We start from the raw sequence: 20,404 nt of genomic DNA, 5'->3' as shown, positions 1-20,404 counted from the left end.
ATCGCATGCCATTGTCGAAGGAGTTCTCCCTCATGCTTTTAGAAGTTCGCAGCATCCTGGTGGTGCTCGACCCCGACCACGCCCACAGCAAGGCCCTGACCCGCGCCAAGCTGATCGCCGGCGTCACCAAGGCACGCCTGCACCTGCTGATGTGCGACAAGAAGCAGGACCACAGTGCCCTGCTCAGCCTGCTCGCCAGCCAGTTGCACGACGATGGCTACGACAATGTCACCTATGAGCAGGCCTGGCACGACACCCTGCACGAGTCGATCATCGACGTGCAGAAAGCCGAAGGCTGTGAGCTGGTGATCAAGGAACACCGACCGGAAAACGCGCTGAAGAAGTTCCTGCTGACGCCTTCGGACTGGAAACTGCTGCGCCAGTGCCCGTGCGCGGTGCTGATGGTCAAGACCGAGCGCCCCTGGACCGGTGGCGTGATTCTGGCGGCGGTGGACGTGGGCAACGACGATCAGGAGCATCGCAAGCTGCACGCCAGCATCATCGACCACGGCTATGCCATTGCCAGCGTGGCCAAGGGCAACCTGCACGTGATCAGCGCCCACCCCTCGCCCATGCTCTCGGCGGCGGACCCGGTGTACCAGCTCAAGGACACCATCGAGAAGAAGTACCGCGACGAATGCGCTGCGTTCCAGGCCGAATTCGATATCGCCGACGATCGCCTGCATGTGGCCGAAGGCCCGGCGGACGTGCTGATTCCGCACACGGCTAAAAAGTACGAAGCCGTGGTGACGGTGATGGGTACGGTGGGGCGTAGCGGGATTACCGGTGCGCTGATCGGCAACACCGCCGAGGTGGTGCTCGATTCGCTGGAATGCGATGTGCTGGTGCTCAAGACCGAGGACCAGGTGAAGCACCTGGACGAGCTGGCCAGAGGCTGAAGACCCCATCGCGGGTCAAGCCCGCGCCCACAGGGTAAGCGGTGATCCAGTGGGCGCGGGCGTGACCCGCGATGGGAACACCGCTTAACCCAGCGCATCCTTGAGAAAGCCCGGCGCGATGTAGCGCTGATAGTGCGCCTCGGACAACAGAAAGAATTCCCGATCGATGGCATCGCGCAGCTCGGGCAGCTCCCAGTCGCGAAACTCCGGCAGCAGCACCATCCCGTACGCTTCCAGCTCGCGAATCACCCGCGCACCCCGCGCAATCAGCTGATAAGCCCAGCAATACTCGGACTGATGCGGCACGAATCGAATCTTGCGCAGCTCCAGCTGGCCGCGCAGCTTGTCGGCGTCGAACACCTCCAGCTTGGCCGCCATCACCTGCACCAGCAGGTGTTCCAGGCGCAGCCACACCGCACGCTTTTCATCGTCGTTGTAGCCGTTCCAGTGGATCACCTCATGGTGAAAACGCTTGCACCCGCGACACACCAGGTCCCCGTAAACCGTGGAACACAGGCCGACACAAGGCGTTTTTATTGACTGATTGGACATGAAAGATTCAACGGCATGGCGATGGAACAGACGGCCATGTTAGCCCTTTGTCTAACGGGGGTCACGCCGTAAAGTCGTTGCAATCGCCTTACCTTTGGCGCGTTTTTACCGTAGAATCACCCGGCCTTTTTAAGGCAGCAATGTCCGTTAGAAGCTGTTTTCAAAGCGTCACGAGCACAGTTGATCCGGTAGAACGGCGTTGGCTCGGGGTATTCGAACATCGAATGCACCGCGCCAGCCCTCATCAGCCTCCGTTCTACAGGCGTAAAACTTTGAAAGCAGCTTCTGTAAGGATGTCCTGCAACCCTGGCTACGCGGCTCAAAAAGCCGTATTGCGCATGGGTGCCGGCCATTCTGGATGAGCGTCCCGGACACCCATTTGGGACCACTGATGAGGGTAATAACTGTGCTTGAAGCCTACCGCAAACACATCGAAGAGCGTGCCGCCCAGGGTATCGTGCCCCAGCCGCTTAACGCCGAACAAACCGCAGGCCTGGTCGAGCTGCTGAAGAATCCCCCCGCTGGCGAAGAAGCCGTCCTCGTCGACCTGATCACCAACCGCGTACCACCAGGAGTGGACGAAGCCGCCTACGTCAAGGCCGGTTTCCTGTCGGCGGTCGCCAAGGGCGAAGCCACTTCCCCGCTGATCAGCAAGCAGCGTGCCGTTGAACTGCTGGGCACCATGCAGGGCGGCTACAACATCGCCACCCTGGTCGAGCTGCTGGACGACGCCGAACTGGCCGCCGTTGCCGCCGAACAGCTCAAGCACACCCTGCTGATGTTCGACGCCTTCCACGACGTGGCCGAAAAAGCCAAGAACGGCAACGTTCACGCCAAGGCGGTACTGCAGTCCTGGGCTGACGGCGAGTGGTTCAAGAAGCGTCCGACCCTGGCCGACAAGATCAGCCTGCGCGTTTTCAAGGTCACCGGCGAAACCAACACCGACGACCTGTCCCCTGCCCCGGACGCCTGGTCGCGCCCTGACATCCCGCTGCACGCCCTGGCCATGCTGAAAATGGCCCGCGACGGCATCGTGCCGGACGTGCAAGGCGCCATCGGCCCGATGAAGCAGATCGAGCAGATGCGCAACGAAGGCTTCCCGATCGCCTACGTCGGTGACGTGGTCGGTACCGGTTCCTCGCGTAAATCGGCGACCAACTCGGTGCTGTGGTTCTTCGGCGACGACATCCCTTACGTGCCGAACAAGCGCGCTGGCGGTTTCTGCTTCGGCTCCAAGATCGCCCCGATCTTCTACAACACCATGGAAGACGCCGGCGCCCTGCCGATCGAATTCGACGTGTCGAACATCCACATGGGCGACGTGATCGACCTGTACCCGCACGCCGGCAAGGTGTGCAAGCACGGTACCGACGAAGTCATCACCACCTTCGAGATGAAAACCCCCGTGCTGCTGGACGAAGTCCGCGCCGGTGGTCGTATCCCGCTGATCGTCGGCCGTGGCCTGACCGAGAAGGCGCGCGCCGAGCTGGGCCTGGGCCCGACCGACCTGTTCAAGCTGCCTGAAGCACCTGTCGACACCGGCAAGGGCTACACCCTGGCCCAGAAGATGGTCGGCAAGGCCTGCGGCCTGCCAGTGGGCAAGGGCGTTCGTCCTGGCACCTACTGCGAACCGAAGATGACCACCGTCGGCTCCCAGGACACCACCGGTCCGATGACCCGTGACGAACTGAAAGACCTGGCGTGCCTGGGCTTCTCGGCCGACCTGGTCATGCAGTCGTTCTGCCACACCGCGGCCTATCCGAAGCCGATCGACGTGACCACCCACCACACCCTGCCGGATTTCATCCGCACCCGTGGCGGCGTGTCCCTGCGTCCAGGCGACGGCATCATCCACAGCTGGCTGAACCGCATGCTGCTGCCGGACACCGTCGGTACCGGTGGTGACTCGCACACCCGCTTCCCGATCGGCATCTCGTTCCCGGCCGGTTCCGGCCTGGTCGCCTTCGCCGCTGCCACTGGCGTGATGCCACTGGACATGCCGGAGTCGGTACTGGTGCGCTTCAAGGGCAAGCTGAACCCAGGCATCACCCTGCGTGACCTGGTTCACGCCATCCCTTACTACGGCATCCAGAAAGGCCTGCTGACCGTCGAGAAGAAGGGCAAGATCAACGCCTTCTCCGGCCGCATCCTGGAAATCGAAGGCCTGGACGACCTGACCGTGGAACAGGCATTCGAACTGTCCGACGCCTCGGCCGAACGTTCGGCTGCCGGTTGCACCATCAAGCTGCCTGAAAAAGCCATTGCCGAGTACCTGAAGTCGAACATCACCCTGCTGCGCTGGATGATCAGCGAAGGCTACGGCGATGCGCGCACCATGGAGCGCCGTGCACAGGCGATGGAAGCCTGGCTGGCCAAGCCCGAGCTGCTGTCGGCCGACGCCGATGCCGAGTACGCCGAAGTCATCGAGATCGACCTGGCCGATATCAAGGAACCGGTTCTCTGCGCTCCTAACGACCCGGACGACGCTCGCCTGCTGTCCAGCGTCCAGGGCCAGAAGATCGACGAAGTGTTCATCGGTTCGTGCATGACCAACATCGGTCACTTCCGCGCTGCCGGCAAGCTGCTGGACAAGGTCAAGGGTCAGCTGCCAACCCGTCTGTGGCTGTCGCCGCCGACCAAGATGGACGCTCACCAGCTGACCGAGGAAGGCTACTACGGCATCTACGGCAAGGCTGGCGCGCGCATGGAAATGCCGGGCTGCTCGCTGTGCATGGGTAACCAGGCACGCGTAGAGCCGAACTCGACCGTTGTGTCGACGTCGACCCGTAACTTCCCTAACCGTCTGGGCGATGGTGCCAACGTGTTCCTGGCCTCCGCCGAACTGGCTGCCGTTGCCTCGATCCTGGGCAAGCTGCCAACCGTCGAGGAGTACATGGAGTACGCGGCGAATATCGACAGCATGGCTGCCGACATCTACCGCTACCTGAGCTTCGACCAGATCGCCGAGTTCCGTGAAGCCGCTGCGAACGCCAATATCCCGGTCGTTCAAGCGTAAGCTGACTTAGCGTGAAAAGAAGCCCCGCCAATTGGCGGGGCTTTTTGTTGCCATCTGAAAAGCTTCGCCCCTCAGATCACGAACAGATCCATGAACCGATGCACCGCCGTCGCCTCAAGCCTCGCCTGATCCTTGCACAGCGCAAGAATTTCGGCCGAACGCTGCGCAGTAAACCGCGTCGCCAGGTTGGCCTTGAACTTGTCCTCCAGCAGCGGGATGCCCTGGGCGCGCCGGCGCCGGTGCCCGATGGGGTACTCCACCACCACCTGTTCGGTGCTCGAGCCGTCGGTGAAGAACACCTGCACCGCGTTGGCGATCGAGCGCTTGTCGGCCTCCAGGTACTCGCGACTGAAACGCGGGTCTTCGACGATCACCATCTTCTCGCGCAAGCGGTCGATGGTCGGGTGCGCCGCATGGAAATCATCTTCGTAATGCTCGGCCACCAGGTTGCCGAAGATCAGCGGCACCGCCGTCATGTACTGCAGGCAGTGGTCCCGGTCCGCCGCGTTGGCCAGCGTGCCGACCTTGGAAATGATGCGAATCGCCGACTCATGGGTGGTGATCACGATGCGCTCGATTTCATGCAGGCGATTGCGCACCTGCGGATGCAGGGTCACCGCCGCCTCGCAGGCGGTCTGCGCATGGAACTCGGCCGGAAAGCTGATCTTGAACAGTATGTTCTCCATCACGTAGCTGCCGAACGGCTGCGACAGGCTGAACTCGCGCTTGCCCTCGGGCTTGAGCGCCAGGTCCTTGTTGGTATGGCTGAACAGCACGTCATAGAAGCCCCACTGCGGCGCGGTGAGCACGCCGGGGATGCCCATCTCGCCGCGCAGGGCGATGTCCGCCAGGCGCACCCCGCGACTCGACGCATCACCGGCCGCCCACGACTTGCGCGAGCCGGCATTGGGGGCATGGCGGTAGGTGCGCAGCGCCTGGCCATCGACAAAGGCCTGGGACAGGGCCGCCAGCAACTGCTCGCGATTGGCGCCCATGAGCCGGGCGCACACCGCCGTGGATGCGACCTTGACCAGCAGCACGTGGTCCAGGCCCACCCGGTTGAAAGCGTTTTCCAGCGCGAGCACACCCTGGATCTCGTGGGCCATGATCATGGCCTCGAGCACCGTGTGCAGGGTCAGCGGCGCGTCGCCGTTGGCCACGCGCTTTTGCGAGAGGTGGTCGGCCACCGCGAGGATGCCGCCGAGGTTGTCGGAGGGGTGACCCCATTCTGCGGCCAGCCAGGTATCGTTGTAGTCCAGCCAGCGCACGATGCAGCCGATGTCCCAGGCCGCCTTGACCGGGTCGAGGCGGTACGCGGTGCCGGGCACCCGCGCGCCATGGGGCACCACGGTACCCTCCACCAGCGGCCCCAGGTGCTTGGTGCACTCGGGAAAGCGCAGCGCCAGCAGGCCGCAACCCAGGGTGTCCATCAGGCAGTTGCGCGCCGTGTCCAGCGCCTCCCCCGGCTCGGCCCTGAAGTGCAGGACATAGTCGGCAATGTCCTGCAGGACCCGGTCGTAGTCGGGGCGGTCGTTCAGGTCAACATTGGCACTCATTGTCGTCTCTCTGTTCACATGGGGTGAAAGGAGAGCCGAGCACCGCTGCCTCTAGAAGGTATCGCCAGGTACGCGTACCCAACCCTCCATCAGCACGCGAGCGCTGCGGCTCATGATTGCTTTGGTAACGGTCCAGTCGCCATTCACCTGGCGCGCCTCGGCGCCCACGCGCAAGGTGCCCGAGGGGTGACCGAAGCGCACGGCGCTGCGCTCGCCGCCACCGGCAGCAAGGTTGACCAGGGTGCCGGGGATGGCCGCCGCGGTGCCGATGGCCACCGCTGCCGTACCCATCATGGCGTGGTGCAGCTTGCCCATCGACAACGCACGCACCAGCAGGTCGATATCGCTCGCTGCCACGGTCTTGCCGCTGGACGACTGGTAGTCGGCCGGCGCTGCCACGAACGCCACCTTGGGCGTGTGCTGGCGCTGCGCGGCCTGCTCGACTTGCTCGATCAGGCCCATGTGCACGGCGCCGTGGGCACGGATGGTTTCGAAACGCGCCAGGGCCTCGGGGTCGCCGTTGATTGCGTCCTGCAGCTCGGTGCCGGTGTAGCCCAGGGCCTGGGCGTCGATGAAGATGGTCGGGATGCCGGCGTTGATCAGGGTTGCCTTGAAGGTGCCGACACCGGGCACCACCAGGTCGTCGACCAGGTTGCCGGTGGGAAACATCGAGCCGCCCGCGCCGTCTTCGTCGGCGGCCGGGTCGAGGAATTCGAGCTGCACCTCGGCGGCGGGAAAGGTCACGCCGTCGAGTTCGAAGTCGCCGGTTTCCTGCACTTCGCCTTCGGTGATCGGTACGTGGGCGATGATGGTCTTGCCGATGTTGGCCTGCCAGATGCGCACCACAGCCACACCATTGCGCGGGATGCGACTGGCGTCGACCAGGCCGGCGCTGATGGCGAACGAGCCGACTGCCGCCGAGAGGTTGCCGCAGTTGCCGCTCCAGTCGACGAAGGCCTTGTCGATGGCGACCTGGCCGAACAGGTAGTCGACGTCGTGTCCGGGCTTGATGCTGCGCGACAGGATGACTGTCTTGCTGGTGCTGGAGGTGGCCCCGCCCATGCCGTCGATCTGCTTGCCGTAGGGGTCGGGGCTGCCGATAACCCGCAGCAGCAGCGCATCGCGCGCGGCGCCGGGGAGCTGTGCGGCTTCGGGCAGGTCTTCGAGGTTGAAGAACACGCCTTTGCTGGTGCCGCCACGGATGTAGGTGGCGGGGATTCTGATCTGGGGTACGTGTGGCATGGAAATCTTGTCCTGTAATGTGATCGAGCCACCTGCTCTGTGGGAGCGGGCTCGACCCGCGATGCAAGCGATGCGGTTACAGCCAGTACCGCGTCGCCTGCATCGCGGGTCGAGCCCGCTCCCACAAGGGCGAGGCAAGCTGAGTCTTTTATGCCACCGACGACTCGAGGAAGTCCTGGGCAAAGCGCTGCAGTACACCGCCCGCCTCGTAGATCGACACCTCTTCCGCCGTGTCCAGACGGCAGGTCACCGGCACCTCCAGGCGCTCGCCGTCACGCCGCGTGATCACCAGGGTCAAGGTGGCCCGCGGTGTCCGCTGCCCCACCACGTCATAGGTCTCGCTGCCATCGATACCCAGGGTCTTGCGGTCGGTGCCCGGCTTGAACTCCAGCGGCAACACGCCCATGCCCACCAGGTTGGTACGGTGGATACGCTCGAAGCCCTCGGCCACGATGGCCTCGACACCGGCCAGGCGCACGCCCTTGGCCGCCCAGTCACGTGACGACCCCTGGCCATAGTCGGCACCGGCCACGATGATCAGCGGCTGCTTGCGCTGCATGTAGGTCTCGATGGCCTCCCACATGCGCGTCACCTTGCCCTCCGGCTCGATACGCGCCAGCGAACCCTGCTTGACCTTGCCGTTCTCCTGCACCATCTCGTTGAACAGCTTGGGGTTGGCGAAGGTTGCGCGCTGCGCGGTCAGGTGGTCGCCACGGTGGGTGGCGTAGGAGTTGAAGTCCTCTTCGGGCAGGCCCATCTTCGCCAGGTACTCGCCTGCGGCGCTGTCGAGCATGATCGCGTTGGACGGCGACAGGTGGTCGGTGGTGATGTTGTCCGGCAGCACCGCCAGCGGGCGCATGCCCTTGAGCGAGCGCTCGCCTGCCAGCGCGCCTTCCCAGTACGGCGGGCGACGGATGTAGGTGCTCATGGCGCGCCAGTCGTACAGCGGGTCGACCTTGGGCCCGGTGTCTTCGTGCACGGCGAACATCGGGATGTACACCTGGCGGAACTGCTCCGGCTTGACCGCAGCCTTGACCACTGCATCGATCTCTTCGTCGCTGGGCCAGATGTCCTTGAGGCGGATTTCCTTGCCGTCCACCACGGCCAGCACGTCCTTCTCGATATCGAAACGGATGGTGCCGGCAATGGCGTAGGCCACCACCAGCGGCGGCGAGGCCAGGAAGGCCTGCTTGGCATACGGATGGATACGCCCGTCGAAGTTGCGGTTGCCCGACAGCACGGCGGTGGCGTACAGGTCGCGGTCGATGATTTCCTGCTGGATCACCGGGTCCAGAGCGCCGGACATGCCGTTGCAGGTGGTGCAGGCAAACGCCACGATGCCGAAGCCCAGCTGCTCCAGCTCATCCTCCAGGCCCGCCTCTTTGAGGTACAGGGCCACGGTCTTGGAGCCTGGCGCCAGCGACGACTTGACCCACGGCTTGCGCGTCAGCCCCAGCCTGTTGGCATTGCGCGCCAGCAGCCCGGCAGCGATCACGTTGCGCGGGTTGCTGGTGTTGGTGCAGCTGGTGATGGCAGCGATGATCACCGCGCCGTCAGGCATCTGCCCCGGCACCTCTTCCCATTGCCCGGCAATGCCCCTGGCAGCCAGCTCGCTGGTGGCCACCCGCGCATGCGGGTTGGACGGGCCGGCCATGTTGCGTACCACGCTCGACAGGTCGAACTGCAGGCCACGCTCGTATTCGGCATTGACCAGGCTGTCGGACCACAGGCCGGCGACCTTGGCGTAGGTTTCCACCAGCTTGACCTGGGCGTCTTCACGACCGGTGAGCTTGAGGTAATCGATGGTCTGCTGGTCGATGGAGAACATCGCCGCCGTCGCGCCGTATTCGGGGGCCATGTTGGAGATGGTCGCGCGATCGCCCAGGGTCAGCGCACGGGCGCCCTCGCCGTAGAACTCGAGGTAGGCGCCGACCACCTTGGCCTTGCGCAGGAACTCGGTGAGCGCCAGCACCACGTCGGTGGCGGTGATGCCTGGCTGCGGCTTGCCGGTGAGCTGCACGCCGACGATTTCCGGCAGGCGCATCCAGGACGCACGACCCAGCATCACGTTCTCGGCCTCCAGGCCGCCGACGCCGATGGCGATCACGCCCAGGGCATCCACGTGGGGGGTGTGGCTGTCGGTACCGACGCAGGTATCGGGATAGGCCACGCCCTGCTCGGCGTGGATCACCGGCGACATCTTCTCCAGGTTGATCTGGTGCATGATGCCGTTGCCGGGCTGGATCACATCGACGTTCTTGAACGCCTTCTTGGTCCAGTTGATGAAGTGAAAGCGGTCTTCGTTGCGACGGTCTTCGATGGCGCGGTTCTTCTCGAACGCCTGCGGGTCGAAGCCGCCGCACTCCACGGCCAGCGAGTGGTCGACGATCAGTTGCACCGGCACCACCGGGTTGACCTGGGCCGGGTCGCCGCCCTTGTCGGCGATGGCGTCACGCAGGCCGGCAAGGTCAACCAGTGCGGTCTGGCCAAGGATGTCATGGCACACCACGCGGGCCGGGTACCAGGGGAAGTCGAGGTCGCGCTTGCGCTCGATCAGTTGGCTGAGCGAGGCATCGAGGGTTGCCGGATCGCAGCGGCGCACCAGGTTTTCGGCCAGTACGCGGGAGGTATAGGGCAGCTTGTCGTAGGCGCCGGGGCTGATGGCGTCGATGGCGGCGCGGGCGTCGAAGTAGTCGAGCGTGGTGCCCGGCAGGTGCTTGCGAAATTCAGTATTCATGGACGCGGGACTCAATCACGGATAAGTCGGCGGTGCGCAGTCCCCCTGATGGCATACCCCGCCCCCTGTGGGAGCGGGCTCGACCCGCGATGGCATCGGCGCGGTATCAGCTACTGCGCGCAGCGGCTATCGCGGGGCAAGCCCGCTCCCACCAGGTTCGGCAGGGCCATATCAAAGGTACTGCACGCCAGTCTCAGCGTTGTTCGATTGGCACGAACTTGCGCTGTTCGACGCCGGTGTATTCGGCGCTCGGGCGAATGATGCGGTTGTTGGCACGCTGCTCGAACACATGCGCCGCCCAGCCGGTCAGGCGCGAGCAGACGAAGATCGGGGTGAACAGCTTGGTCGGGATACCCATGAAGTGGTAGGCCGAGGCATGGTAGAAGTCGGCATTGGGGAACAGTTTCTTCTGCTCCCACATGGTCTTGTCGATGGCTTCGGACACCGGGTACAGCACGGTGTCGCCCACCTCGTCGGCGAGCTTCTTCGCCCAGCCCTTGATCACTTCGTTGCGCGGGTCGGACTCCTTGTAGATGGCATGCCCGAAGCCCATGATCTTGTCCTTGCGCTCGAGCATGCCGAGGGTGCCGGCAACGGCTTCCTGCGGGGTCTTGAAGCGCTCGATCATTTCCATCGCGGCCTCGTTGGCACCACCGTGCAGCGGCCCGCGCAGCGAGCCGATGGCCGCCGTCACGCACGAGTACAGGTCCGACAGGGTCGAGGCACACACCCGGGCAGTGAAGGTCGAGGCGTTGAATTCGTGCTCGGCGTACAGGATCAGCGAAACGTTCATCACCTTGACGTGCAGCTCGCTCGGCTTCTTGCCGTGCAACAGGTGCAGGAAGTGCCCGCCCAGGGTGTCTTCGTCGCTGGTGCAGTCGATGCGCACGCCATGGTGGCTGAAGCGGTACCAGTAGCACATGGCCGCCGGGAACAGCGCCAGCAGGCGGTCGGTCTTCTCGTGCTGCAGGCCGAAGTTGAGCTCCGGCTCCAGGGTGCCGAGCACCGAGGAGGCGGTACGCATCACGTCCATCGGGTGGGCGGTGACCGGAATGCGCTCGAGCACTTCCTTGAGCGCCTGGGGCAGGTCGCGCAGCGCCTTGAGCTGGTGCTGGTACTCGCTCAGCTCGGCCTGGGTCGGCAGCTCGCCGTACAGCAGCAGGTAGGCGACCTCTTCGAACAGCGCGTGCTCGGCCAGGTCGCGAACGTCATAGCCACGGTAGGTCAGGCCGGCGCCGGCCTGGCCCACGGTCGACAGTGCGGTTTGCCCGGCCACCTGACCACGCAGGCCGGCACCACTGAGTACTTTTGCTTCGGCCATTGGTTTTCTCCACTTTTGAATTTGTTATGGGAATCGGCTAATTGCGGTGTGCTGCGGTTCAGCTCTTCTTCTGAGCGAACAGTGCGTCGAGCTTCTGCTCGAACACGTGGTAGTCGATGGCATCGTAAAGCTCCATGCGAGTCTGCATGGTGTCGATGACGTTTTTCTGCGTGCCGTCGCGGCGCAGCGCGGTGTAGACGTTCTCGGCCGCCTTGTTCATGGCGCGGAACGCCGACAGCGGATACAGCGCCAGCGACACGTCGGCCGAGGCCAGCTCTTCGGTGGTGTACAGCGGCGTGGCGCCGAATTCGGTGATGTTGGCCAGGATCGGCGCCTTCACGCGGTTGGCGAAGGTCTTGTACATCGACAGCTCGGTGATGGCCTCGGGGAAGATCATGTCGGCACCGGCCTCGATGCACGCCGCAGCGCGATCCAGCGCGGCCTCCAGGCCTTCTACCGCCAGGGCGTCGGTACGCGCCATGATCACGAAGCTGTCGTCGGTACGCGCGTCCACGGCCGCCTTGATGCGGTCGACCATCTCCTGTTGCGAGACGATTTCCTTGTTCGGACGATGGCCGCAGCGCTTGGCGCCGACCTGGTCCTCGATATGAATGGCGGCGGCGCCGAACTTGATCATCGAGCGGACCGTGCGCGCCACGTTGAACGCCGACGAACCGAACCCGGTGTCCACGTCCACCAGCAGCGGCAGGTCGCACACGTCGGTGATGCGGCGCACGTCGGTCAGCACGTCATCCAGGCCGGTGATGCCCAGGTCGGGCAGGCCCAGCGAGCCTGCCGCCACACCGCCACCGGAGAGGTAGATGGCCTTGAACCCGGCGCGCTTGGCCAGCAGCGCATGGTTGGCATTGATGGCGCCGACGACTTGCAGCGGGTGCTCGGCGGCGACTGCATCGCGAAAACGCTGGCCGGGACTGCTTTTCTGACTCATGACTCACCTCGTGGGCTAGGGGCGGTGGCGTCTTTGTAATGACGCTCGATATTGCGCTTGGATGCGCCGATGTGGCGGCGCATCAGTAATTCGGCCAGCTCGCCGTCACGGTCGGCGATGGCATCGAGAATCCGGTGGTGTTCGGCGAACGCCTGGTGTGGGCGGTTGGGCGTGGCGGAGAACTGGATGCGGTACATGCGCACCAGCTGGTACAGCTCGCCGCACAGCATCTGCACCAGGGTGCGGTTGCCGCTGCCCTGGATGATGCGGTAGTGGAAGTCGAAGTCGCCCTCCTGCTGGTAGTAGCCCACCCCGGCCTGGAACGCGGCATCACGCTCATGGGTGTCGAGCACCCGGCGCAACTCGTCGATCTCGGCTACGCTCATGCGTTGGGCAGCCAGGCGGCAGGCCATGCCCTCGAGGGACTCGCGAATCTCGTACAGCTCGATCAGCTCGGCATGGCTCAGCGACACCACCCGCGCCCCTACGTGCGGCACCCGCACCAGCAGGCGCTGGCCTTCCAGGCGGTGGATGGCCTCGCGCAGCGGGCCGCGGCTGATGCCGTAGGTACGCGCCAGCTCCGGCTCGGAGATCTTGCTGCCGGGGGCGATCTCGCCCTTGACGATCGCGGCCTGGATGCGCCGGAAGACGTTTTCGGAAAGCGTCTCCGAATCTTCCTGAAGGGGGGCGGAGGCTTGGGCTGCATCCAGCATATTGTCGACACCTTGAAAATCTGTAGGGCCAAAACTAGCTAATTAAGCCACCCCAGTCAAAGACAAATTCAATATTGTCGACAATCGTCTAAGAACGAACTTCGTGTCTGTCGGTGTTGTCTGACTCCAGCCGCTGGCATCGACACACCAGCGTGGTAGAATGCCGCCGCCTCTGAGGGGGCAAACCCCCACAGCATCGCGTCAGGATTTATGAGACTCACACCCTTTCTACTGTTACTCAGCCTCTGTGGGCTGCCTGCCCTGAGCCAGGCGGCAGACAAGACTGTCTATGGCCTCAATGAATATGCCCGCCTTGTCGATATCGACCTCGAGGTTGCGGCCAAGCTCGACACCGGGGCCAAGACCGCCTCGCTGAGCGCGCGCGATATCAAGCGCTTCAAGCGCAACGGCGAATCGTGGGTGCGCTTCTATCTGGCAATTGACGCAGCCCATTCGCATCCGATAGAACGACCACTGGCTCGTGTCAGCAAGATCAAGCGACGCGCCGGTGACTACAACCCGGACGAAGGCAAGGCCTATACCTCCCGCCCGGTGATCGCGCTGAATATCTGCATGGGTACGGCCCTGCGCAGCATCGAAGTGAACCTGACCGACCGCAGTGCCTTCCAGTACCCGCTACTGATCGGCTCCGAGGCGCTCAAGCACTTCGACGCGCTGGTCGACCCAAGCCTTAAATACGCTGCCGGCAAACCTGCCTGCGCCACTGACGCTCATACCGCAGAGTAATTTCGATGCGCTCTCTTACCCTTCATCTGAAAGTCCTGATCACCCTCCTGGTGTTGCTGGGTGTGTCGATCACGGCGTACCAGATCTTCATGCTCGGCATCCCGGTGACCGAAGACGAAACCGACGACCTGTGGAACATCGATGCCAAGGTCGAGTTCGTCGCCAGCCCCAAGGACCCGATCAAGATCCAGATGTTCGTGCCGCCATTGAGCAACGACTACGTCAGCCTCAATGAGAGCTTCATCTCCAACAACTACGGCGTGAGCGTCAACCGTGTCGATGGCAACCGCAAGGTGACCTGGTCGGCGCGGCGCGCCAAGGGCAACCAGACCCTCTACTACCGCCTGGTACTGACCAAGCGCTACAGCAGCGAAAAGGTCAAGATCAAGGGCCCGACCTTCCGTGACAGCCAGCCGGTCGAAGGGCCGGAGAAGATCGCCGCCGAAGCGTTGATGGCACCTATCCGCCAGCACTCGGCCGACGTCGAGACCTTCGTCAGCGAGACCATCAAGCGGGTCAACAACCCCAACGACGACAACGTCAAGCTGCTGCTGGCCGGCGATGCCTCTTCGCTGAACAAGGCCAAGGTCATCGACCTGCTGCTGTCGATCGCCCACGTACCGGTGGAGAAGGTGCACACCATCCGCCTGCTGGCCGACCAGCCGCAGAGCCCGGAACTGTGGCTGCGCAGCTTCAACGGCAACGACTGGCTGTACTTCAACCCGGACACCGGCGAGCAGGGCCTGCCGGCCGACCGCCTGCTGTGGTGGACCGGCGATGATCCGCTGATCACCGTCGATGGCGGCAAGAAGGTCAACGTCAGCTTCAGCCTGAACAACAGCGAGATGAACGCCATCCGCCTGGCCAAGCTGACCGACGAGAACACCGACGCCGACTTCCTCGAATACTCGCTGTACGGCCTGCCGCTGCAGACCCAGCAGACCTTCATGATCATGGTGATGATCCCGATCGGCGTGCTGGTGATCCTGGTGCTGCGCAACCTGATCGGCCTGCAGACCCTGGGTACCTTCACCCCGGTGCTGATCGCCCTGGCCTTCCGTGAGACCCAGCTGGGCTTCGGTATCGCCCTGTTCACGGTGATCACCGCGCTGGGCCTGACCCTGCGCTCCTACCTCGAACACCTGAAGCTGCAGATGCTGCCGCGCCTGTCGGTGGTACTGACCTTCGTGGTGGTGCTGATCGCGGCCATCAGCCTGTTCAGCCACAAGCTGGGCCTGGAGCGCGGGCTGTCGGTGGCACTGTTCCCGATGGTGATTCTGACCATGACCATCGAACGCCTGTCGATCACCTGGGAGGAACGCGGCGGCGGCCATGCCATGAAAGTCGCCATCGGCACCCTGTTCGCCGCCTCGGTCGCGCACCTGCTGATGAGCGTGCCCGAACTGGTGTACTTCGTGTTCACCTTCCCGGCGGTGCTGCTGATTCTGGTGGGCTTCATGCTGGCGATGGGCCGCTACCGCGGCTACCGCCTGACGGAGCTGGTGCGCTTCAAGGCCTTCGTGAAGGCTGACGCCTGATGTTCGGCCTATGGAAAACCTGGAAGGCCCTGGAAGCCCGGGGCATCATGGGTATCAACCGGCGCAACGCGGACTACGTGCTCAAGTACAACAAGCGCAACCTGTACCCGATCGTCGACGACAAGATCATCACCAAGGAGCGGGCGATCAAGGCCGGCATCCACGTGCCGGAAATGTACGGGGTGATCTCCACCGAAAAGGACATCGACAAGCTCGACGAGATCATCGGCGGGCGCAGCGACTTCGTCATCAAGCCGGCGCAGGGCGCCGGTGGTGACGGCATCCTGGTGATCGCCGACCGCTTCGAGAACCGCTACCGCACGGTGTCCGGCAAGATCATCACCCACGAGGAAATCGAGCACCAGGTGTCGAGCATCCTCACCGGGCTGTATTCGCTGGGTGGCCATCGCGACCGCGCGCTGATCGAGTACCGGGTAACCCCGGACCAGATCTTCAAGAGCATCAGCTACGAAGGCGTACCGGACATCCGCATCATCGTGCTCATGGGCTACCCGGTCATGGCCATGCTGCGCCTGCCCACGCGCCAGTCCGGCGGCAAGGCCAACCTGCACCAGGGCGCCATCGGCGTGGGTGTGGACCTGGCGACCGGCCTGACCCTGCGCGGTACCTGGCTGAACAACATCATCAGCAAGCACCCCGACACCACCAATGCGGTGGACGGCGTGCAACTGCCCAACTGGGACGGCTTCATGAAGCTGGCCGCCGGCTGCTATGAACTGTGCGGCCTGGGCTACATCGGCGTGGACATGGTGCTGGACCAGGACAAGGGCCCGCTGATCCTGGAACTCAACGCCCGCCCCGGCCTGAACATCCAGATCGCCAACGATTGCGGCCTGACCCTGCGCACCCACGCCGTCGAGGCGCACCTTGAGGAACTGGCCAGCAATGGCATCAAGGAAAGCGTCGAAGAGCGCGTGCGCTTCGCCCAGGAACTGTTCGGCCACATCCCGGCGCAGTAATCTGCCACCGCCCTGGCGCAGCCGCGCACAGGGCGGTCGCCGATCCGCTAGGAGCATCGCCTGCACAGGGCTACAATGCTCGCCCCGCCTCGACAGCTGTTCACCCGAATGCCGACCTGCACACTTCACCCCCTGCCCTACCAGGCCGACCCGGCCGCCTACTTTGCCCGTATCCGCCAGGCACCTGGCGCCGTGCTGCTCGACAGCGCACGGCCTGGCGCCGTGCGTGGGCGCTTCGACCTGCTCAGCGCCTGGCCACTGTGCACGCTGACCCCGGACGCCGAAGAAGACGGCCAGCACTACCTGCAGCGCCTGCGCGAGCAACTGGCCGGGCTTGGGCGCGCGCACTTGCCGGCAGGTGTCGAGCTGCCGTTCGCCGGCGGCCTGATCGGCTACCTGAGCTACGACTTCGGCCGGCGCCTGGAGCGCCTGCCCGCCATTGCCTGCGACGACCTGGGGCTGGGTGACGCAAGCCTGGGGCTGTATGCCTGGGCACTGATCAGCGACCATCAGCTGCAGCGCAGCCAGCTGGTGTTTCATCCGGCGCTGCCCGCCACCGAACGCGAGCGCCTGGTGGCACTGTTCGAGCACGACGCCGCGACGGCAACCGGCGCATTCAGGCTTGCGGCGCCAATGCGCGGCGACCTCGCAGCCGAGGATTACCGTCAGGCGTTCGAGCGGGTGCAGCAGTACATCCATGCCGGCGACTGCTACCAGATCAACCTTACCCAACGCTTTCGCGCACCCTGCCAGGGCGACCCGTGGACGGCCTACCAGGCGCTGCGGGCTGCCTGCCCTACGCCCTTCTCCGGCTATCAGGTACTGGCCGATGGCAGCGCGCTGCTGAGCTTCTCGCCCGAGCGCTTCATCAGGGTCAGCCAGGGCGAGGTCGAAACCCGCCCGATCAAGGGCACCCGTGCGCGCAGCGCCGACCCCGTGCAGGATGCCGCCAATGCTGCCGAGCTGCTGGCCAGCACCAAGGACCGCGCCGAGAACCTGATGATCGTGGACCTGCTGCGCAACGACCTGGGGCGCAGCTGCGCTACCGGCTCGGTGCAGGTGCCGGAGCTGTTCAGCCTGGAGAGCTACCCCAACGTGCACCACATGGTCAGCAGCGTGACCGGACGCCTGGCACCGGGCAAGGATGCGCTGGACCTGATAGCCGGCAGCTTCCCCGGCGGCTCGATCACCGGGGCGCCGAAGATTCGGGCGATGCAGATCATCGACGAACTGGAGCCGAGCCGGCGCGCACTGTATTGCGGCTCGCTGCTGTATGTGGACGTGCGCGGGGAGATGGACAGCTCGATCGCCATCCGCAGCCTGCTGGTGAAGGACGGCCAGGTGTGCTGCTGGGGGGGCGGTGCGGTGGTGGCGGACTCGCAGTGGGAGGCGGAGTACGAGGAGTCGATCACCAAGGTCAGGGTGTTGCTCCAGACCCTGCAGGGCCTCTAGAACGCTTCGCCGGCAAGGCCGGCTCCTACAGCGTGCAGGAGCCGGCCTTGCCGGCGAAGGTGGTATTACAGACTCAACGACCTGTTCGAGGCCTTGATGAACTCTTTCTTCAGCGCCTCGAAATCATGCACCGCCGGGAACTGCGGGAACTCGCGAATCACGTTTTCCGGCGCATGGAACAGAATGCCTGCATCCGCCTCGCCCAGCATGGTGGTGTCGTTGTACGAGTCACCCGCCGCGATCACCCGGTAGTACAGGCTCTTGAATGCCAGCACCGACTGGCGCTTGGGGTCTTTCTGGCGCAGTTGGTAGCCGGTCACACGATCGCTCTGGTCGGTGATCAGGCGGTGGCACAGCAAGGTCGGGAAACCCAGCTGGCGCATCAGCGGCTGCGAGAATTCGTAGAAGGTGTCGGACAGGATCACCACCTGGAAACGCTCGCGCAACCAGTCCACGAACTCGATGGCGCCGTCCAGCGGCTTGAGCGTGGCAATCACTGCCTGGATGTCGGAAAGCTTCAGGCCATGCTCATCCAGGATGCGCAGGCGCTGCTTCATCAGCACGTCGTAATCGGGAATGTCGCGGGTGGTGGCCCGCAACGATTCGATTCCGGTTTTTTCCGCAAAGGCGATCCAGATCTCCGGGACCAGTACACCTTCCAGGTCGAGACAGGCAATTTCCACAGCTCACTCCTCGAACAACGCTAAAAATGGAAGGCGCACTCTACAGGCGCGCCGTCTAACCCGGCAATTTTTGTTAACATTCGCCCATTACGAGCGCCAAGCGCCATTCAATGACCGGAAGCCGCCTGATGAGCCAACCCTTCGACGTCGCCGCCCTCGCCGCGACCTATGCCAACAAGTCCCCGCAGGACATCCTCAAGCTCGCCTTCGAACACTTCGGCGACGACCTGTGGATCTCCTTCAGTGGCGCCGAAGACGTGGTGCTGGTGGACATGGCCTGGAAGCTGAACAAGAACGTCAAGGTGTTCAGCCTCGACACCGGCCGCCTGCATCCGGAAACCTACCGGTTCATCGACCAGGTGCGCGAGCAGTACAAGCTGCCGATCGAGATCCTTTCCCCCGATCGCGGTGCACTCGACCCCTTCGTGAAGGAAAAGGGCCTGTTCAGCTTCTACAAGGACGGCCACGGCGAATGCTGCGGCATCCGCAAGATCGAGCCGCTGCGCCGCAAGCTGAGCACCGTCAGCGCCTGGGCCACCGGCCAGCGCCGCGACCAGAGCCCGGGCACCCGCAGCCAGGTGGCCGCGCTGGAAATCGACAGCGCCTTCTCCACCCCCGAGCGCACCCTGTACAAGTTCAACCCGTTGGCGCAGATGAGCAGTGAGGAAGTCTGGGGCTACATCCGCATGCTCGAGCTGCCCTACAACAGCCTGCATGAACGCGGCTTCATCAGCATCGGCTGCGAGCCCTGCACGCGCCCGGTACTGCCCAACCAGCACGAGCGCGAAGGCCGCTGGTGGTGGGAGGAGTCGACTCAGAAGGAATGCGGGCTGCACGCCGGCAACCTGATTACCAAGGGCTGAACATGCACACCCTGAGCGCAGCACCTGGCCCACCTGCCAGACATTGCGTCAGCAGTAAGGGCATCGTGGCCAGTGGCTGGGCTACCTGCTCGCGGGGCTATCTGCAGGAGCGCCTTCAGGCCACCGTGCTGGCGGCCTGAAGGCACTGCAAGGGCTTAGTGCACTGGCAGTTCGACGCCAGCGAACAGCTCTTCGAGCTCCTGCTTGTTGTGGCACTGGATGGCCTTGGCCATCACTTCACGGGTCAGGTGGGGCGCGAACTTCTCGATGAAGTCGCACATGAAACCACGCAGGAAGGTGCCACGACGGAAACCGATCTTGGTGATGCTGGACTCGAACAGCTCACTGGCATCGAGCACCACCAGGTCGTTGTCGAGCTTGGTGTCCACCGCCATCTTGGCCACGATGCCCACGCCCAGGCCCAGGCGCACGTAAGTCTTGATCACGTCGGCATCGGCCGCGGTGAACACCACCTTGGGGGTCAGGCCGCGATGGCTGAAGGCTTCGTCGAGCTTGGAGCGACCAGTGAAGCCGAACACATAGGTCACGATCGGATATTCGGCCAACGCCTCCAGGGTGAGCTTGGGCAGCTTGGTCAGGGGGTGACCCTGCGGCACCACCACGCAACGATTCCAGCGGTAGCACGGCATCATCACCAGATCACCGAACAGCTCCAGGGCCTCGGTGGCGATGGCGAAGTCGACGGTACCGTCAGCCGCCATCTCGGCGATCTGCATCGGCGAGCCCTGGTGCATGTGCAGCGCCACTTCAGGGTATTGCTTGATGAACGAACTGATCACCGGCGGCAGGGCGTAGCGTGCCTGGGTGTGGGTGGTGGCGATCGACAGGGTGCCCTTTTTCTCGTTGGAGAATTCCTGGGCGATCTGCTTGATGCTCTCGACCTTGCGCAGAATCTCGCCGGCGGTGGTGATGATGCGCTCACCTGCCGGGGTCACGCGGGTCAGGTGCTTGCCGCTGCGGGCGAACACTTCCACACCCAGCTCGTCTTCCAACAGGCGAATCTGCTTGCTGATCCCCGGCTGGGAGGTATACAGGCTCTGCGCTGTCGCGGAGACGTTGAGGTCGTGGTGCGCCACTTCCCAGATGTAGCGCAATTGTTGAAGCTTCATAGGTATCCCTCAAATCAACTGGGCGT

The 20,404-nt window shown here is 64.0% G+C and carries 16 protein-coding genes; 7 read left to right on the top strand and 9 right to left on the bottom strand.

Annotation, left to right across the window (positions count from 1 at the left end; all coding sequences use genetic code 11):
- Window positions 1-32: 32 nt before the first annotated feature.
- Complete coding sequence (locus DN388_RS23135) at window positions 33-899, top strand: universal stress protein (protein WP_043863068.1); 867 nt, start codon at window positions 33-35, stop codon at window positions 897-899.
- 84 nt (window positions 900-983) lie between these two features.
- Here the strand turns inward: DN388_RS23135 and DN388_RS23130 are convergent, their stop codons facing one another.
- The gene (locus DN388_RS23130; protein ID WP_043863069.1) at window positions 984-1,451 is read right to left on the bottom strand and encodes a DUF1289 domain-containing protein; all 468 of its coding nucleotides are present in this window, start codon (window positions 1,449-1,451) and stop codon (window positions 984-986) included.
- 406 nt (window positions 1,452-1,857) lie between these two features.
- Here DN388_RS23130 and acnB point away from each other — a divergent pair, with 406 nt between their 5' ends.
- Window positions 1,858-4,467, top strand: coding sequence for a bifunctional aconitate hydratase 2/2-methylisocitrate dehydratase (gene acnB / locus DN388_RS23125; protein WP_054915695.1), 2,610 nt, complete (start codon window positions 1,858-1,860; stop codon window positions 4,465-4,467).
- A 71-nt stretch (window positions 4,468-4,538) separates the two neighbouring features.
- Here acnB and prpD read toward each other — a convergent pair whose 3' ends face one another.
- The 6 genes from prpD to DN388_RS23095 form a co-directional block, all read right to left on the bottom strand.
- A complete protein-coding gene (prpD, locus tag DN388_RS23120; protein WP_078480487.1) occupies window positions 4,539-6,023 on the bottom strand; it encodes a 2-methylcitrate dehydratase in 1,485 nt (494 codons plus the stop codon).
- A 51-nt stretch (window positions 6,024-6,074) separates the two neighbouring features.
- Window positions 6,075-7,265: a 2-methylaconitate cis-trans isomerase PrpF gene (gene prpF, locus DN388_RS23115; RefSeq protein WP_255002195.1), complete on the bottom strand. Its 1,191-nt coding sequence runs from the start codon at window positions 7,263-7,265 to the stop codon at window positions 6,075-6,077.
- A gap of 148 nt (window positions 7,266-7,413) precedes the next feature.
- Window positions 7,414-10,002 (bottom strand): Fe/S-dependent 2-methylisocitrate dehydratase AcnD, encoded by a 2,589-nt coding sequence (gene acnD / locus DN388_RS23110; protein ID WP_054915692.1) that lies wholly within the window; start codon window positions 10,000-10,002, stop codon window positions 7,414-7,416.
- Between the two features lie 193 nt (window positions 10,003-10,195).
- Window positions 10,196-11,323 (bottom strand): 2-methylcitrate synthase, encoded by a 1,128-nt coding sequence (gene prpC, locus DN388_RS23105; RefSeq protein WP_043863074.1) that lies wholly within the window; start codon window positions 11,321-11,323, stop codon window positions 10,196-10,198.
- Between the two features lie 58 nt (window positions 11,324-11,381).
- Window positions 11,382-12,272, bottom strand: coding sequence for a methylisocitrate lyase (prpB, locus tag DN388_RS23100; RefSeq protein ID WP_043863075.1), 891 nt, complete (start codon window positions 12,270-12,272; stop codon window positions 11,382-11,384).
- Window positions 12,269-12,985: a GntR family transcriptional regulator gene (locus DN388_RS23095; protein WP_043863076.1), complete on the bottom strand. Its 717-nt coding sequence runs from the start codon at window positions 12,983-12,985 to the stop codon at window positions 12,269-12,271. Before DN388_RS23095 ends, prpB begins: the two co-directional genes overlap by 4 nt.
- A gap of 210 nt (window positions 12,986-13,195) precedes the next feature.
- Between DN388_RS23095 and DN388_RS23090 the strand changes: the two genes are divergently transcribed.
- The 4 genes from DN388_RS23090 (at window position 13,196) to pabB (ending at window position 17,702) form a co-directional block, all read left to right on the top strand.
- Window positions 13,196-13,732, top strand: coding sequence for an ATP-dependent zinc protease (locus tag DN388_RS23090; RefSeq protein WP_043863077.1), 537 nt, complete (start codon window positions 13,196-13,198; stop codon window positions 13,730-13,732).
- Between the two features lie 5 nt (window positions 13,733-13,737).
- Complete coding sequence (locus tag DN388_RS23085) at window positions 13,738-15,270, top strand: inactive transglutaminase family protein (RefSeq protein WP_043863078.1); 1,533 nt, start codon at window positions 13,738-13,740, stop codon at window positions 15,268-15,270.
- Window positions 15,270-16,250 carry an alpha-L-glutamate ligase-like protein gene (locus DN388_RS23080; RefSeq protein WP_043863079.1) on the top strand — a complete coding sequence of 327 codons (981 nt, stop codon included), beginning with the start codon at window positions 15,270-15,272 and terminating at the stop codon, window positions 16,248-16,250. The genes DN388_RS23085 and DN388_RS23080 overlap by 1 nt, the downstream gene beginning before the upstream one ends.
- 108 nt (window positions 16,251-16,358) lie before the next feature.
- Window positions 16,359-17,702, top strand: a complete 1,344-nt coding sequence (pabB, locus tag DN388_RS23075; protein WP_058541878.1) for an aminodeoxychorismate synthase component I — start codon at window positions 16,359-16,361, stop codon at window positions 17,700-17,702.
- Window positions 17,703-17,767: 65 nt separating this feature from the next.
- Here pabB and thrH read toward each other — a convergent pair whose 3' ends face one another.
- Complete coding sequence (gene thrH / locus DN388_RS23070) at window positions 17,768-18,385, bottom strand: bifunctional phosphoserine phosphatase/homoserine phosphotransferase ThrH (RefSeq protein WP_043863081.1); 618 nt, start codon at window positions 18,383-18,385, stop codon at window positions 17,768-17,770.
- A 128-nt stretch (window positions 18,386-18,513) separates the two neighbouring features.
- Between thrH and DN388_RS23065 the strand changes: the two genes are divergently transcribed.
- The gene (locus tag DN388_RS23065; protein ID WP_058541877.1) at window positions 18,514-19,248 is read left to right on the top strand and encodes a phosphoadenylyl-sulfate reductase; all 735 of its coding nucleotides are present in this window, start codon (window positions 18,514-18,516) and stop codon (window positions 19,246-19,248) included.
- Between the two features lie 155 nt (window positions 19,249-19,403).
- Here the strand turns inward: DN388_RS23065 and cysB are convergent, their stop codons facing one another.
- Complete coding sequence (cysB, locus tag DN388_RS23060) at window positions 19,404-20,378, bottom strand: HTH-type transcriptional regulator CysB (RefSeq protein WP_043863083.1); 975 nt, start codon at window positions 20,376-20,378, stop codon at window positions 19,404-19,406.
- Window positions 20,379-20,404 lie beyond the last annotated feature (26 nt).

This window comes from Pseudomonas sp. S12(2018), assembly GCF_024355235.1.
Lineage (GTDB): Bacteria > Pseudomonadota > Gammaproteobacteria > Pseudomonadales > Pseudomonadaceae > Aquipseudomonas > Aquipseudomonas palmensis.
Note: the sequence above shows the minus strand (reverse complement) of the source record. Positions and strands in the feature narration are given on the sequence as shown.

Bases quoted from the DNA above. Each gene is read 5' to 3' on its own strand.
- prpC (WP_043863074.1), bottom strand. From the start codon at position 11,323: ATGGCCGAAGCAAAAGTACTCAGTGGTGCCGGCCTGCGTGGTCAGGTG.
- DN388_RS23080 (WP_043863079.1), top strand. From the start codon at position 15,270: ATGTTCGGCCTATGGAAAACCTGGAAGGCCCTGGAAGCCCGGGGCATC.
- DN388_RS23095 (WP_043863076.1), bottom strand. From the start codon at position 12,985: ATGCTGGATGCAGCCCAAGCCTCCGCCCCCCTTCAGGAAGATTCGGAG.
- prpF (WP_255002195.1), bottom strand. From the start codon at position 7,265: ATGCCACACGTACCCCAGATCAGAATCCCCGCCACCTACATCCGTGGC.
- prpD (WP_078480487.1), bottom strand. From the start codon at position 6,023: ATGAGTGCCAATGTTGACCTGAACGACCGCCCCGACTACGACCGGGTC.
- DN388_RS23130 (WP_043863069.1), bottom strand. From the start codon at position 1,451: ATGTCCAATCAGTCAATAAAAACGCCTTGTGTCGGCCTGTGTTCCACG.
- DN388_RS23065 (WP_058541877.1), top strand. From the start codon at position 18,514: ATGAGCCAACCCTTCGACGTCGCCGCCCTCGCCGCGACCTATGCCAAC.
- acnD (WP_054915692.1), bottom strand. From the start codon at position 10,002: ATGAATACTGAATTTCGCAAGCACCTGCCGGGCACCACGCTCGACTAC.
- cysB (WP_043863083.1), bottom strand. From the start codon at position 20,378: ATGAAGCTTCAACAATTGCGCTACATCTGGGAAGTGGCGCACCACGAC.
- DN388_RS23135 (WP_043863068.1), top strand. From the start codon at position 33: ATGCTTTTAGAAGTTCGCAGCATCCTGGTGGTGCTCGACCCCGACCAC.
- DN388_RS23085 (WP_043863078.1), top strand. From the start codon at position 13,738: ATGCGCTCTCTTACCCTTCATCTGAAAGTCCTGATCACCCTCCTGGTG.
- pabB (WP_058541878.1), top strand. From the start codon at position 16,359: ATGCCGACCTGCACACTTCACCCCCTGCCCTACCAGGCCGACCCGGCC.
- prpB (WP_043863075.1), bottom strand. From the start codon at position 12,272: ATGAGTCAGAAAAGCAGTCCCGGCCAGCGTTTTCGCGATGCAGTCGCC.
- DN388_RS23090 (WP_043863077.1), top strand. From the start codon at position 13,196: ATGAGACTCACACCCTTTCTACTGTTACTCAGCCTCTGTGGGCTGCCT.